Source organism: Gemmatimonadota bacterium (assembly GCA_026706845.1).
Taxonomy (GTDB): Bacteria; Latescibacterota; UBA2968; order UBA2968; family UBA2968; genus VXRD01.
Genome location: JAPOXY010000128.1, coordinates 1 through 14,693 on the forward strand (window position 1 = coordinate 1; position 14,693 = coordinate 14,693).

Genomic DNA, 14,693 nt, shown 5'->3' on the forward strand with positions numbered 1-14,693 from the left:
TGACGAGGCCAGTTCGACTGTTCACCCATGACCATGTACGCGAATTGACTACGCAGGACCGAAACTTAATTGCCTCCGCACCTATCGAAATACAGGGTGGGGGCTACGAGGATATGGAAACAATGCTCTCAGAGGGAATTGTGGCAGGCGCTATTGATGCGGGTCAATTGGTGTCCATAGCTCATACAAGCGGCGTCACTGATCTTCATGGTGAGATTGGCGTTGGCACCCTTGAACTCTGGCGCAAAAGAGGCCTGTGTAGCGCCGCCGCCTCGATAGTATCGAATCGGCTTCAAGAACAAGGACGCGTTCCCATCTGGAGCACGGGAGAGAACAACTTTGCCTCATTGCGAGTTGCAGCGAAACTTGGCTTTCAAGAGGTCTCCCGCAGGACCTACGTGATTCCGATCAAAAATTGAACAAGCCTTAATAATCAGAAGACGCGCGATAAGATTTCTGCAAAATTTAGTTCTGGCGTAGCATACAAGGAGAAGCCACTTGGAAGAAACCGCTCATGTTTGGGATCCGCTCTCCCCCATGGAAGCACAGGAGCTATTCTCTGGGCTATCCGTACCGTGGTGGATTTCTGGAGGTTGGGCCATTGATCTCTTTATCGGTCATCAGACACGCCCTCATGGGGACCTGGACGTTCTGATCCTTAGAGACGATCAACTCATATTCCAGGAACACCTTTCTAATTGGGATCTAAGCGACAGGAGATCGCCAGAGTTTACGACATGGTCCAAAGACGAATTCCTGGATCCACCCATTAATGACATTTGGGGACGCCGCACGCCGGAATCCCCCTGGGCGATCCAATTGATGCTTATGGAAACAGACGGGGATTCGTGGGTTTTCCGGCGTGAACCGAAGATCACCGGACCAATTTCCTCCCTCGGGCGGATAACCAAATCCGGAATACCTTACCTCTCTCCGCAGATTCAGCTTCTCTATAAAGCGAACAACCTACAGATTGATCGGAATAACGCCGACTTCAAGAATACTCTGCCGCACCTCAATTACGAAGAAGCTACGTGGCTAAGACGATGTTTGGAGCGATGCTATCCTGGACACGAGTGGATATCAAAGCTGAGTCAAAGAATGAAAGACCTGAATCAAATCTAAGCCATTTCGTGCGCGTTTTCTACCCTCAAGGAGAAATCCCTCAATTATATGACTGGAGAGTCTAAATGAGTACATGGTGCGAATTGACATTTCCGACCACCGCCTTAAAGGAGACAGTAATCGTTATTGAGGATGACCGTGCGAACATACTTGTCGATCCACTGCGTTGGCTCATCCTCGAAATCCTTGGAGACGGAAAGTCGGTTGCAGAAATTTCGCAGACATTGGAAATTACCGATGCCCGGGTGCTGTATCACTTGAAAAAGCTGGCAGAAACAGGTGTCGTACATTTAAATAAAGATGAAAATGACCTCAATGAATGGCATTGTTCACCAGCAGCGGACAAGATTCGCGTTCGAGAGGACCTCCTGGAGAACAATCAGGTTGCAGAGGCCATGCCAACCAATGTTGTCAACCAGTTCAATCAAGCATTTCGCGAAGCTGCCGAGGGCCTGTACGGTTCGACATTCCAGACATCCGTCAATCACAACCGCGCGCGGCTATCTGAAGAACAGGCATCAGAATTTGGTCGTCGATTATTGGCACTTATAGAAGAATACTTTCCGCCCGGAAAAGGAGACCGCTCAGGTATCAAATACGGATTTTACGGAATTCTCACACCGATTGATCTTCATCCTCTTGGCGACACTGAAACTGAGGAGTAAAGCACAGGGAGATTGTCAATATGGAGCACATGAAAGAAAATGTAGATGTTCTGGTCATTGGCGGTGGTACAGCGGGCACCATTGCTGCGGTACAAGCTGGGCGCACGGGACTTCGCACAGCCCTGATTGAATCCGGCAGCCAACTCGGTGGTGTAACCACAACGGGTGGGGTTTCGTTTCCGGGCCTTTTTCACGCCTGGGGAAAACAGATTATTGCGGGTATTGGGTGGGAACTCGTTACAAAAGCTGTGGCACTTGACAGTAGAAAATTGCCAGATTTTTCAGTACCTCCCGAGCGCCATTGGATGCACCAAATTCGCATCAACGGTCCAGTATATGCCGCACTCGTCGAAGAAGCCTGTACGCAAGCAGGGGTGAAATTACATTTCTACGAAATACCGGCTCGGGTTTCAGAAACGGACACGGGCTGGACAGTAGAAACCACAGGCAAAAACATGCGCCGCACTATATGGGCCAAACAGTTAATTGATTGTACTGGTGGCGCAAATATTGTCGGGCAGATCGGTTTTCCGCGTTTGCGCGAACAAGAAACCCAACCCGGCACGTTGATTTTTGAACTCGGGGGTTATAATGTCGAATCACTGGATGAGGAGGTCATTCAGGCGCATTTTTCTGCTGCCATTAAAGATGGCCGTTTGCAGCACGGCGATGTAATGAATCCACAGGTGCGATTTATCAGTTATCTTCGAAAAGGCGGAAATGCCCAGCATGTATTTGGTGCTGATGCATCAACCTCTGACAGGCATACAAAAACCAACATAGCAGGGCGACAGGCGCTATTGCGGATTCTGCGTTTTGTGCGTTCTCTACCAGGGTGCGAAAACGCATGTGTTTTGAAAGCTCAGGCAGAAACAGCCGTGCGTGAGACCTATCGCATTGTTGGCGATGTGCAAATAACCCATGAAGATTACACGAGCGGACGGCTTTTTGATGACGCCGTATCCTATTCTTTTTACCCCATCGATCTCCACGACCGCGATGGCATCAAACCCAGACCGCTATCCAAAGGAATCGTTCCCACCGTCCCTCTTCGCGCGCTTATCCCCAAAGAGAGTCGCAATTTGCTGGTCGCTGGTCGCAGCGTGAGCAGTGACCGGTTGGCGAATTCCGCTTTACGAGTACAGGCGTCATCTATGGCCATGGGACAGGCTGTGGGTGCTGCCGCTGCATTATCTGTGCGTCTGGAAACCACACCTCGAGAAGTCCCTATTTCCGATCTGCGCGAATTGCTTTTGTCACATGGCGCAGTTGTACCTGGTTTAGATAAATAGAGGATTATGATAAACCTGATCTAAAAAGGAGATCGCAATGGCGAAAATAGATTTGCCGATAATTACACGAAGCAGACTGGTATCTGACTTATCAAAACTGGGACTTGCCCCAGGCGATACCCTGATGCTGCACGCTTCTGTCAAGGCAGTCGGCTGGATCGTTGGCGGACCTGATATGGTGATCCAGGCAATTTTGGACGTGATTGGACCTTCGGGCACCTTGATGATGTACATAAAATGCGAGGAGCCTCTGAACGAAATTGAAGATTGGCCAGAGGACTGGCAAAAAGCGTACCTGGCAGAATGCCCACCGTTTGATCCTAAACGGACACGCGCCTTCCGCAAGTGGAGCATCCTCACCGAGCACCTCCGAACATGGCCCGGCGCGTATTGCAGCAACCATCCCGAAGCAAGAATGGCGGCAGTTGGCGCAAAAGCGGAGTGGATCACATCGGATCATCCCCTCCAATTTGGTTATGGTGCAGGCTCCCCTCTCGCAAAATTGTGCAAAGTCAGGGGGCGAATACTACTGCTTGGACCACTCTTTGATAGCCTGACGATTCTACATTACGCAGAGCATATTGCTGACGTGCCCAACAAGAAAACTGAGCGCTATCGGTGGCCCATCTTGCGTGATGGCAAGTGCGAATGGATAGAATTTGAGCAATTTGACACTTCTGGTGGCATTCTCGATTGGCCCCCCAATGGCGACTATTTTCTTTCCATTGTAGAGGAATATATGACCCGGGCAAGCTATGCAACGGGACGAGTTGGAGCCGCAGACTCTTATTTGTTCGACGCTAAGGATCTGACCGATTTTGCCGTTACATGGTTAGAGGAGCGGTTTGGTTAGATAGAGAAATTGCCAGTATTGGACTGAATTAAAATGACTATTACAATCCGTAAGGCAAACAAGGCGGATGTAGCCGCCGTCCTTTCAATGCAGGAAGACCTGACCTCCGAAGGCGCAATATGGGGCTATGGACCCGATTCGGAGGAAGTGTGGAACGACCGTGACCTGGATTGGCTCTTTTTGGCGATAGATGGCTGTGAGCCTGTTGGGTTCATCTACTGTGAGGAACGACCATATCGAGGCGAATGTGTATTCCCCGAAGATAGTCGTATTCTCGAAATCATTGAACTGTATGTGCGTCCACAATCCCGCCACAGTGGAATAGGCCAGCAACTGGTCAAAACTGTCCAATCAAAAGCAAAAGCCGCTGGATTCAGTCACATGCGGCTCTACTCGGCAGCGAAGCGTTTCGATGACATCCTGGCATTCTATCGAGACTGTGGATTTGCTCCCTGGTATCTTGAAATGGTAAAACCGATTGGGACTGAATAAGGCGGTGCACTCAATCTTTATAAAATCCCTTGCAATATAACTGTCGTTTGGATATACTTCGGATATACATTATGGAACTGTTGATTTCAAGGAGATAGGCGATGGTGACTAAAGTTCAAAAATGGGGCAATAGTCAGGGACTCCGATTTTCTAAAGCTATTCTGGAGGAAGCCCATATCAATATTGGGGATCAAGTCAATATCTCTGTTAAAAAGGGACAAATCATTGTTGAACCTGTGACGAAAGTGCGGGGAAAATACGATTTGCGTGAACTGGTTTCCAAAATGCCCCAAAATTATCAAGTCGAAGAGTTGGATTGGGGAAAGCCTATAGGGAAAGAAGTGTGGTAAATGCCAGAATATATTCCCCAAAAAGGTGATTTCGTCATTTTGACTTTTGATCCACAGGCCGGACATGAGCAAAGAGGCCGTCGTCCCGCTTTGGTAATCAGTAATACACTGTTTAACAGGCATACAGGACTTGCTATGGTGTGCCCAATCACCAACACCTTTAGAGATATTCCCCTTCATGTTGCGATCCCCAAAGGACAGGCCATTAGTGGGTATATCATGGTAGAGCAGATTAAATCAATTGATTACAACAGTCGGAAGATAAAGCGTGTATCTAAAGCACCTCAGTCTGTGCTTAATGAGGTGTTGAGTATTCTGGATGCCTGCATATATGATCCTACTTGAGAGTGCTTGAACAAATAGGGCAACAAAAGGTCTCTCTATGGAAGAGTTGAGCATTCGCAAGGCAGATGCAGTTGACAGTGACTTTGTCTTTGCCGTAAAGAAGGCCGCATTCCGCGAATATGTAGAGCAGGTCGAGGGTTGGGACGATACACATCAGAGGGGATTACACAATAAGCGATTTGATACCCAGGATTTTCGCATTATCCAATTTCAGGGAAACGATATTGGCTTCTTCTCCACATCCTGTACTTCTGATTCTCTCAAGGTCTATCAGCTCTTTATCCATCCAGAGTATCAGGGTAGAGGGATTGGGTCAGCGTGCCTGACACGCATTCTCGCTGATGCCGATGTTTCGGGGAAAGCTGTGAATCTGCAAGTATTAAAGATCAACATCCGCGGCATCGCCTTCTACCAGAGACTGGGATTTTCAATCGTCGATGAAGATTCTACACATGTTCAGATGAAAAAACTGCCAGCACCTACAGACCCGGTGCTTCAATAAAACGCGTTAGTTCACAGATTTTACCGTCCAAACAGATCGGTGGTCGATCTGGATTCATTCCCCAGAGATCTATCTCCCTTTCCGATCAATCATTAGGGGAAAAAAACAGTGAGCATACATCGCATCACCGCAATGGTTCCAATAACCGATTTGGATCAAGCCATAACCTTCTACTCGCAAGGCCTGGGTCTCCAGGTCATCCAGCGTAAAGACGAGTGGGGCCATGCCCTGCTGGAAGGTGAACACGGTTGCCAGGTGATGATAGACCGTTCGATTCGCACGGAATCGAACGCCTCAACCGTCGTTTACTACTATACGTCCGATATTGAAACATTAAGAGACCGCGTGATCGCCGCTGGTTTCGAACCCGATCCTACCCGCGTAACCTTCTATGGAATGACAGAATTTCGAGTTCGCGATCCCGATGGCAATCAGGTCTGGATCGGCGCGCGTGAGGCTCCCGATATCTCTTTAAACTCAGGAGATCGTATATGAAAAACCCATCAACACCATCCCAAATAAATGCCAATCGAATGACACTTGACGAAATTCAGCACTGGGAACACAATGGATATTTTGTGCGCGAAAACGTCTTTTCACATGAAGAAAACGACGACCTGCGACAGGTCGCCGAAGATATTGTCGCGGGAAAACGAAAAATGCCAATGGCTCATATCGACCGCAATGCCCTCGTCCGGGACGGCAAACACAAGCAATCGGGTATCTACGCTATGCACAAAATCCACCACCCCAGTTGCTACATCCCGGAATTCCTCGCCCGCGTGCGCGACCCACGCCTGACAGACCCACTCCTCGACATACTCGGCCCAGACATTCTGGGCATCAACAACCTCTTCATCTGGAAAGCCCCAAAAATCGGATTGGGATTCCCCTGGCATCAGGACAAATTTTACTTTGGCAGGCGGTTCAGAACAGCAACGACCGTCGGCACCTGGACGGCAATTGACCCCGCCGATCGCGAAAACGGCTGCCTCTACGTAATCCCCGGCAGTCACAAACAGGCAATCTCTGAACACGACGATATCGAAGGATCACAGCAAAACGAATTCAAACTCGCGCGCAATGCTCGCGATGAGGATGGCATTCCTGTGGAAGCGCCCCCTGGAGCGGTCATCTGGTTCCACTCCCACCTGCTGCACAAAAGCACAAATAACCACAGCCAGCGATTTAGACGCAGCTATGTATCGCACTACTTAAGTGCGCAAGCAGAATGGATGAATCCGGAAAACGCTGGCAAAGGCCAGCCCATCATGTGGGTAAGAGGACAAACCCACCCCGGTAAAGTTCAGGAAGTCACGCGAGACGTTATACCCGCCGAGTAATATACCGCGTACAATGTCAAATACTTTGAGCAATTAAACCACCCACAGATACCCTATTCAAGAACATCCAAATGCAAAAACATAAATCGCATCAGAACACCGCCGAACGCGATCAATACGGCGGCTGGACGGGCAAGAAATTTGAGGCAACTGGCTTTTTTCGCATAGAAAAAGACGAAAGATGGTGGCTTGTAACGCCCGAGGGGAATGCGTTTCTGAGCTTCGGAATAAACCACCTCCATCCCCATCTGTGGAAACAGGACTACAATCGCGAAGCCTGGAAAAAGCGGTTGGGCATAGACAATCTGGACAGCCGCGAATTCACACCTGCCCTCAAAACCTGGTTCCTGCAAACGTGCCGTCAATACGGCTTCAACACAGTAGGCGTACACACCGAGTTGTCAGCCGTCAATCGCCCGCAACCATCTATCCCCTATATGCAGTCGATTCACTTTGTCGATATCCCACATTGGCAGGCAGAAATACCCGACAGCAATTTTTTGGATGTCTTTTCAGAAGCATTCTCAGCGCATTGTGATCGCCTTGCAAGAGAATTTGCAGCACCTGCAAAAGATGATCCCTTCCTGCTCGGTTATGCCATGACCGACTGCCCGCTGTTTACAGAAGAAGATTGCCGAGAACGCCCCGACGTGATCGGCGGCGCACGACGGGAAGCTCGAATCGGCTGGCCGCGACGGCTGCGCAATTTGGGTGCCGATGCACCGGGCAAAAAGGCTTATGTTCAGACCATGCGCGATATCTATCGCGGGCAAATCGGCGATTTCAACGCCACTTATGACACGCAATTCGATTCGTTTGACGCGCTCCAAACAGCCGAGGGCTGGCGGCCACACACCGATCTTTCCAATGGAAACGAAACCCGAGACAATATTGAATTCCTCCAAAAAGTCGTCGCAAAATACTACCAGACAACGCGGGATGCGATCCGCCGATACGACCCAAATCATCTGTTCGTCGGCGACAAAATCAATGCCAATACAGACGCGCTGGATACCCTATTGCCCATTACAAGCCAATTTACCGACATCGTATTCTATCAAATGTATGCGCGATACGAAGTGCAAAAACCCGGATTAGATCGCTGGTACAGGATCGCCAACAAGCCGCTGATCAATGGCGACTCTGCTTTCACGATGATCATAGACACCATGCCGCGGCCCTACGGTCCCGTAGCCGACAATATCGAACAGCGAGCCGAATGGACCGATGAGTTCTTTCGGAATGCCTTTGCGCGTCCAGAATTTATTGGCTGGCATTATTGCGGTCTGATCGACGCCTCCAATCTGGTCCCCCAAAAACAGGACCGCCAGCATTCTGGATTGCTCACCGGCTACGGCGAACCATATCCCGAACTCCTGAAAGTACTCAAGACCTGCACAAACGAAATGTACGAGATTGCTACACACAAACTCTGAGTTATCTCGCTCAAGCAGTTGCACCTGTGAGGGATGTGAAGACGTGAACAAACCAATTTCTGAAGCCCGTGCCTGGGAAATTGCCCGGGAATTTGCGACAGAGGCAACGAGCCAGGACGTTAACCGTTACATCCTTGGAATCTTCATGATCGGCTCCCTCGCAGCAAAACAGTATCGTCCCGGTTGGAGCGACATCGACACTGTGATTGTTGCGCGTAATTCCATATCTGATGAGTTTCGCGCGAGTCTTAAAGAAATGAGAGCCTCCTACCAGTCGCAATATGGTATTCCAAAGGGTTTTGGCGGCATTGTTCTGCGGGAACAGGATCTGCAACCCCCGTATGATCCCGAGAAAGAGCTTGTTCCCGAGATATACAGGCTTCTTCAGCAAGGCAAGCCGCTCTGGGGAGAATATGATCTATCGGACATTCCTACACCTTCTCGCGATGATTTTCGGGCATATGCAAAAGTATTCTATACATGGTTGAGGGGGCTGAAGGAGCCAGATCGGGAGCGTACAATTGTTGCAACTGTAAACAGAATACTGATAGAGATCAGACTGTTCATTTGGGATCGCACGGATGACTTCATTCTAAACAAACGGGAACTAATCCCGACATTTCTGGAGACCGAGCACGGAGAGTACTATCGCGAAGCTCTTCGAAAAGTTCACGAATATGTCCTTGGAAACATTCAACTTCGCGATCTCGATTCCCTCGAAAGACTACTTGATGACATAACGGATCTTGTAGCTGAGGAAGTAAATCTCTCAGCATAGGCCCCATCAATTAGAGGGAAGTATAAAAACACTGGAAAAATGAGAGATAATGGTACCTGCAAAACGTGCGAATTAACAGCGCAAAGAAGACTGGGTAAGGCACCACTTTGGGACTGCATTTACCAGACCGAATACTGGGACGTGGCGCATGCATATAACACTGCTTTGCCTGGATGGTTGGTGTTGGTTCTGAAACGACACATCGAATCTCTTGATGAGCTTACTGAGCAAGAAGCCGCTGAATTAGGCCCACTGATTCGCCGTGTTTCCTCGTCCCTTAAAAGTATAATCGGATGCGTGAAAACATACGTGATTCAATTTGCCGAACACGAGGATCATCCGCATGTTCATTTCCATATTGTGCCTCGAATGGCTAATCAACCAGCCAACCGACGAAGCGCTCAAGTATTTGGCTATTTGGGAGTCCCTCCAGAAAAAAGAGTAAGTGAAGATCAAATGAATGAGATTTGCGCAAGCATTAGAGACGATTTACTATCTACTGAACGTTGATGAATAAAAACAAAATCATACCATTCTACGGAAGGGACTATTTGGTAGAAGGAACTTAAATTGATTATAGGTTTCATAGGCGATATACACGGACGCGCATGCCATGCCCTTGCCATTCTCCTGACCTGGCAGTCAATGCGAAAGAAGAGGTTTGACCTTGTCGTTCAGGTTGGTGATCTGGGGGTTATGCCACTACCGCAGAGTGGTGAGATTCCCTACGATAGATTCTCCCAGTGGGATCCGGCTGTGTACGATTTGTGTAGCCTCATCCTGGCAGAAGGGCCAGATGCACAACTCGCACGCGATACACGGGCACAATTGACATCTTCGATCCTTGTGGTAGCAGGCAATCACGACGAATTCTCTGCTATTCGAAATGCTACAGAGACAAAATCTTCTGTACCTATTCCACTTGATCCGCATGGTCTCTTCGAGTGTGTACCGGACGGCTTTGCACTTAAGGTTGAACAAGAAGTGATTGGCTTTTGTGAAGGAGGAGACCCCGAGACTCTTCAACACAACCATCCAAAGAGTATAGATATTCTCGTTTCACACGAAGGAGGATTTGGAGTTGGTGCCGATGCTGATAACCTCGCCGAAGGGCCTCAGAATTTGCTCGAATATCTGAGAACATCGAAACCTCGCTACCATGTATTTGGACACTTTCACCATCCAGTCGCCCCAAGAAAAGTGTACGAGACGGAGTGCATTCAGATTGCCAGCATAGTGAGCAACCCCAGAGACCCAACATTGCAGGTTATCAACGAAGGATGTATTGGTGCGCTCGATACAGAGACCGGCGATTTTGAATTTGTGAGCGGAGATTGGCTAAGCATCTATAAACGCGACGGGGGATTCCAATTGCTGGCTGACGCTATGAATAGACCCTCTCGGCGTAGAATCAATTAGAAGGAATTACAAAAATACTGTGAAAAAGTTGACAGTGTATTCGCATACCGAGCACCCCGATCTGCGAGAGCAGACATGGGATTCCCGTACGAACTGGCCCGAGTTCATCTTTCATGCCGAGGGGCCCAAGGAGATAACAGCTCAGTTGCTCACAAAGTTTCCCCAGTTTCAACTATATTATTGCGAACCTGAGGATCGACTGGCTGCCTATAGTATCGCAATCCCCATCCCGTGGACCGGCCATGATGAAGATTTACCTGAAGGCTGGACATCAGCACTGGAATTGGGCTTGAGAGAAGGAACACAGAATCCTACAACCCTCTGCGCGTTGGGAGTCGATATCAGACCGGATTGCCAGGGACAAGGGTACAGCCGAGAAATTTTGCTGGCCATGAAGCACATTGCCGACTGCCATGGATTCTCATTCCTTATCGCGCCGGTGCGACCAACGTTTAAGGATAGATATCCGCTCACGGCAATTGAGGACTATATAGCGTGGAAACGAGAGGATGGGCAGCCCTTTGATCCATGGATTCGAATACATTGGAAGATTGGAGGTCGGATTGCACAAGCGGCACCGAAATCAATGTCTGTCCGAGGTACAGTCGATGATTGGGAGAAATGGACGGACATGTCCTTCCCAACATCGGGAGAATACGTCGTTCCAGGAGCACTGGCACTCGTCTCAATTGACCGAGAAAACAACTTTGGCTATCACGAAGAACCCAATGTGTGGATTATACATGACGTGTGAGCATGTCAATTGAAACTTTAAATGAATAAAAGCAAAATTATACCATTCTATGGATCGGAAAATCGCCATCTATTTGAGATTGAACGGCGCTGTATGGATAAAGATGGCGTCGTCATTGAGTACCTCGATAAAATCTTGCCTTCTGGCCTGGCGATTGACATTGGAGCGGGAAATGGATATACGGCAGCTTCGCTAACCAGAAATAATAGAAAGGTTATACCCTATGAGCCATCCAATAATATGATTGATCGGAATCAATCCCTTCCCTGGGTCAGAGGTATTGCACAGGAGCTTCCTTTCCGATCGAACTCTTTTGAGGGAGCCTATGCTACATGGGCGTATTTTTTCCCTGCTATAGGATATGGAAAAGAGGGATTAGAGGAATTGATCAGAGTAATCAAGCCTCAAGGTCCGATCTGCATTGTAGATAGTGCAGGAGATGACGAATTCTGCGGTCTTTTTGAGCGCGATATTTCCAGTGATTCATCCTGGTGGCACAAGAGAGGTTTTGAGAGTCATATTTTGGAGACCAGTTTTAAGTTTGACTCCATAGAGGAAGCCCAGGAGCTTCTGTCATTTTATTGGACACTCAATGGGCGCAAACCAGGTAGCGAAGTAGATATCGGGATTGAGTATAAAGTGGTAGTTTTCATAGGAAGGAAAAAATGACCCTACTTCTTCAAAAGGCTTTCGAGAAAGCCACCAAACTCTCGCAAGAGGAACAAGATAAATTTGCGCGTTTCCTGCTGGCCGAACTTGAATCGGATCAGCGATGGGCTGAGTTATTTAGCCGCCCCGAGTCCGAGGATTTACTGGAGAGGTTGGCCGATAAGGCCATTGTAGCACACAGGGCTGGGCGGCCACAACTTCTCAAATAAATATAATGGTCAAATACAAATTTACCTTAATTCTCAAAGGACAATTCGAACTAACAGAAGAAATTGCAGACGAATTGTTCGAGGCCGGTTGTGACGATGGAACACCAGGGATATGTAATGGTGTATTTTCGATTGATTTTCATCGAGAGGGAGATTCCTTGGAAGCAGCTATTTGTTCAGCCATCACAAATGTAAAATCGGCAGGTTACAAGGTAGCGCGAGCGGAAATTGAAACTGAAGCTATGTCGCAGCCTGTATAAAAAAGGAGACATACCCGAAATGGCAACGCAATATACTTCTATAACAGATGAGCAAGCTGCGCTAATCAAGAACGCTCCCCTATTCTTTGTGGCCACAGCCGATCCAAATTTGGAAAACGGCTCCGATGGGACAGGTGCTTTAAATTTGTCGCCAAAGGGAGGAACGCCCTTGCATATTCTCACGCCAAATCGCGTTGCTTACCTCGACTATCCCGGTAGTGGGAACGAGACAGCGCGTCATGCGGTCTCTGGAGGACCAATCACGATCATGGTGTGCTCCTTTGAGGAAGGTGACGCGGGAATCGTCCGACTCTATGGACATGCACGGATCGTTGAGCTTGACGACTCACCTCTCGCACGCCAGATGCTCGAAACGCCTGCTCAAGAATTGAAGAAACCTCGGCAAGTGATCGAAGTGAACATTGAAAAAACGCAAACGAGTTGCGGCTATGGTGTCCCAATCATGGCGCTGGTCAGAGAACGTCGTGTGGCTGATCGCGGACGAAAATACAAGGGACCGAGATAGCATTTAAAAGGAGACATCCATGGATTTTAAAGAAGGCCTGATAGACTACGAGGCTTTCGGTGCAAAGGGCGACGGCGTCACGGATGACATGCCGGCGGTCTGCGAGGCACACGCCTACGCCAATGCGCACGGCCTGAGTGTCAGGACAAAGCCGGATGCGACGTACCATCTCGGCGGCCAGGCACTGACCGCCATAATCGCAACCGATACCGACTGGAACACCTCCCGTTTCACGGTTGACGACACACAGGTTGAAGACCACAAAGCGCATCTCTTTGAAGTACGCTCGCTGTTGGAACCAGAGGAACTGCAGATCGATCGGCTCACGAGAGACCAGAGACAGGTGGAGGCGCGACCAGAGCGCGACTGTCACGTCCTCGTGGAAAACGCACACAAGAGGCTGTATATCCGGCGGGGGCTAAACCAGAACGACGGTGTTCCCCAGCACGACTGCTTCGTCCTGCGTCGAGACGGCTCGGTGGAGGCGGACATCGACTGGGAATACGATCAGATCACCCGGGTGGAAGCGCGACCGATTGACGAGCAAACGCTCTACCTGCGCGGCGGCGTCTTTACCACATTTGCCAACCGCGAGCACCATCCAAATGGTTACAACTACTGGAATCGGAATATTGTAATCTCCCGCTCGAATACAGAAGTCGCGGGTCTGACCCACTATGTCGTCGGCGAGACAGCCGTGGGCTGTCCCTATTCCGGATTCATCAGCGTGCAACAGTGTGCCCACATCACGCTGCGCAACTGCTTCGCCACCGGGCACAAAATCTACTCAACCATCGGCGCGGCGGGTAAGCCGGTCAGCATGGGCACCTACGACTACAATGCGAACAACGTCGTGGGATTCACAATGATTGGATGTCGGATGAACCACATCACCGACCGCACGCGCTGGGGCGTAATCGGATCCAACTTCTGCAAGGACATCCTGCTCGAGGACTGCCATCTCTCCAGGATGGACACGCACATGGGCGTTTCGGGCACCTACGTCATCCGTCGCTGCTCCCTGGGGCATATGGGGCTGAACGCGATCGGCCGAGGCCAGCTAACAGTCGAGGATTCTACGTTGTACGGCAGTAGCCTGGTCTCCTTTCGGCGCGACTATGGCAGCACCTGGGAGGGACCGCTCAATATCCGCAACTGCCGATGGATTCCGGCCTGTGGAGACATTTGTCAGCCTCACATGATCAATGTTTCCAACGACGGCACGCACGATTTCGGATATCCCTGCTCTATGCCTGAAGAAGTCATTATCGACGGACTATTCGTAGATGATTCCAATACGCCAGAGAATTATCAGGGCATGTACTTCTTCACCGACCCGGACAACTTTCACGATGGGGTCGAACAGGCCTCCGCATCTGAGGATCGTCCTTTCCCATACACCCCCTGCCGGCAAGTAAGGCTTCGGGGTCTGACGACTGCCAGCGGCCTGAGGCCGCGACTTTCGCCCAGAGAAACGATGACTGCCCACACCGCCGTCATCGAAGAGGGCTGAGGAAAGAGGAACTTAAATTGATTATCAGAAACTGCGCGTAAAACCCGCTCGCAGAGAGCTTTAGCGTTGGGTCGCATGGCGAAGCGCATAGAATTTATGGGGGGTTGCTTCCGTGTAAAATCATCACGGAACATGCTTAGCATGGTGGCACATTGCTCAAGG

General features: G+C 49.6%; 21 protein-coding genes. All 21 read left to right on the forward strand.

Annotation, left to right across the window (positions count from 1 at the left end):
• Positions 1 to 419, forward strand: a 419-nt coding sequence (locus tag OXG87_12540; protein MCY3870380.1) for a GNAT family N-acetyltransferase, incomplete at its 5' end; no start/stop codon positions are given.
• A 79-nt stretch (positions 420 to 498) separates the two neighbouring features.
• The gene (locus tag OXG87_12545; GenBank protein MCY3870381.1) at positions 499 to 1,125 is read left to right on the forward strand and encodes an amino acid transporter; all 627 of its coding nucleotides are present in this window, start codon (positions 499 to 501) and stop codon (positions 1,123 to 1,125) included.
• A gap of 65 nt (positions 1,126 to 1,190) precedes the next feature.
• Complete coding sequence (locus OXG87_12550; GenBank protein ID MCY3870382.1) at positions 1,191 to 1,790, forward strand: helix-turn-helix domain-containing protein; 600 nt, start codon at positions 1,191 to 1,193, stop codon at positions 1,788 to 1,790.
• Between the two features lie 20 nt (positions 1,791 to 1,810).
• Positions 1,811 to 3,082, forward strand: a complete 1,272-nt coding sequence (locus OXG87_12555; GenBank protein MCY3870383.1) for an FAD-dependent oxidoreductase — start codon at positions 1,811 to 1,813, stop codon at positions 3,080 to 3,082.
• Between the two features lie 37 nt (positions 3,083 to 3,119).
• Entirely contained in the window at positions 3,120 to 3,935 is an 816-nt protein-coding gene (gene aac(3) / locus OXG87_12560) for an aminoglycoside 3-N-acetyltransferase (GenBank protein MCY3870384.1), read from the forward strand.
• Between the two features lie 33 nt (positions 3,936 to 3,968).
• A complete protein-coding gene (locus tag OXG87_12565; GenBank protein ID MCY3870385.1) occupies positions 3,969 to 4,427 on the forward strand; it encodes a GNAT family N-acetyltransferase in 459 nt (152 codons plus the stop codon).
• 101 nt (positions 4,428 to 4,528) lie between these two features.
• Positions 4,529 to 4,777 (forward strand): transcriptional regulator/antitoxin, MazE, encoded by a 249-nt coding sequence (locus tag OXG87_12570; GenBank protein ID MCY3870386.1) that lies wholly within the window; start codon positions 4,529 to 4,531, stop codon positions 4,775 to 4,777.
• Complete coding sequence (locus tag OXG87_12575; protein ID MCY3870387.1) at positions 4,778 to 5,122, forward strand: type II toxin-antitoxin system PemK/MazF family toxin; 345 nt, start codon at positions 4,778 to 4,780, stop codon at positions 5,120 to 5,122.
• Positions 5,123 to 5,159: 37 nt separating this feature from the next.
• On the forward strand, positions 5,160 to 5,624 hold the full coding sequence (locus tag OXG87_12580) for a GNAT family N-acetyltransferase (protein ID MCY3870388.1): 465 nt from the start codon (positions 5,160 to 5,162) through the stop codon (positions 5,622 to 5,624).
• A gap of 108 nt (positions 5,625 to 5,732) precedes the next feature.
• On the forward strand, positions 5,733 to 6,119 hold the full coding sequence (locus OXG87_12585) for a VOC family protein (protein ID MCY3870389.1): 387 nt from the start codon (positions 5,733 to 5,735) through the stop codon (positions 6,117 to 6,119).
• The gene (locus OXG87_12590) at positions 6,116 to 6,967 is read left to right on the forward strand and encodes a phytanoyl-CoA dioxygenase family protein (protein MCY3870390.1); all 852 of its coding nucleotides are present in this window, start codon (positions 6,116 to 6,118) and stop codon (positions 6,965 to 6,967) included. The genes OXG87_12585 and OXG87_12590 overlap by 4 nt, the downstream gene beginning before the upstream one ends.
• Before the next feature lie 71 nt (positions 6,968 to 7,038).
• Positions 7,039 to 8,403 carry a hypothetical protein gene (locus OXG87_12595; GenBank protein MCY3870391.1) on the forward strand — a complete coding sequence of 455 codons (1,365 nt, stop codon included), beginning with the start codon at positions 7,039 to 7,041 and terminating at the stop codon, positions 8,401 to 8,403.
• 43 nt (positions 8,404 to 8,446) lie between these two features.
• Positions 8,447 to 9,181, forward strand: a complete 735-nt coding sequence (locus tag OXG87_12600; GenBank protein ID MCY3870392.1) for a hypothetical protein — start codon at positions 8,447 to 8,449, stop codon at positions 9,179 to 9,181.
• Between the two features lie 39 nt (positions 9,182 to 9,220).
• On the forward strand, positions 9,221 to 9,691 hold the full coding sequence (locus OXG87_12605; protein MCY3870393.1) for an HIT family protein: 471 nt from the start codon (positions 9,221 to 9,223) through the stop codon (positions 9,689 to 9,691).
• 60 nt (positions 9,692 to 9,751) lie between these two features.
• Positions 9,752 to 10,600, forward strand: coding sequence for a metallophosphoesterase family protein (locus OXG87_12610; GenBank protein ID MCY3870394.1), 849 nt, complete (start codon positions 9,752 to 9,754; stop codon positions 10,598 to 10,600).
• A 19-nt stretch (positions 10,601 to 10,619) separates the two neighbouring features.
• Complete coding sequence (locus tag OXG87_12615) at positions 10,620 to 11,354, forward strand: GNAT family N-acetyltransferase (protein MCY3870395.1); 735 nt, start codon at positions 10,620 to 10,622, stop codon at positions 11,352 to 11,354.
• 93 nt (positions 11,355 to 11,447) lie between these two features.
• Positions 11,448 to 12,023, forward strand: a complete 576-nt coding sequence (locus tag OXG87_12620) for a methyltransferase domain-containing protein (protein MCY3870396.1) — start codon at positions 11,448 to 11,450, stop codon at positions 12,021 to 12,023.
• Positions 12,020 to 12,232 carry a hypothetical protein gene (locus OXG87_12625; protein MCY3870397.1) on the forward strand — a complete coding sequence of 71 codons (213 nt, stop codon included), beginning with the start codon at positions 12,020 to 12,022 and terminating at the stop codon, positions 12,230 to 12,232. Before OXG87_12620 ends, OXG87_12625 begins: the two co-directional genes overlap by 4 nt.
• 5 nt (positions 12,233 to 12,237) lie before the next feature.
• Positions 12,238 to 12,492, forward strand: a complete 255-nt coding sequence (locus tag OXG87_12630; protein MCY3870398.1) for a hypothetical protein — start codon at positions 12,238 to 12,240, stop codon at positions 12,490 to 12,492.
• Positions 12,493 to 12,511: 19 nt separating this feature from the next.
• A complete protein-coding gene (locus OXG87_12635; protein ID MCY3870399.1) occupies positions 12,512 to 13,018 on the forward strand; it encodes a pyridoxamine 5'-phosphate oxidase family protein in 507 nt (168 codons plus the stop codon).
• A gap of 19 nt (positions 13,019 to 13,037) precedes the next feature.
• Positions 13,038 to 14,531 carry a hypothetical protein gene (locus tag OXG87_12640; GenBank protein MCY3870400.1) on the forward strand — a complete coding sequence of 498 codons (1,494 nt, stop codon included), beginning with the start codon at positions 13,038 to 13,040 and terminating at the stop codon, positions 14,529 to 14,531.
• Positions 14,532 to 14,693 lie beyond the last annotated feature (162 nt).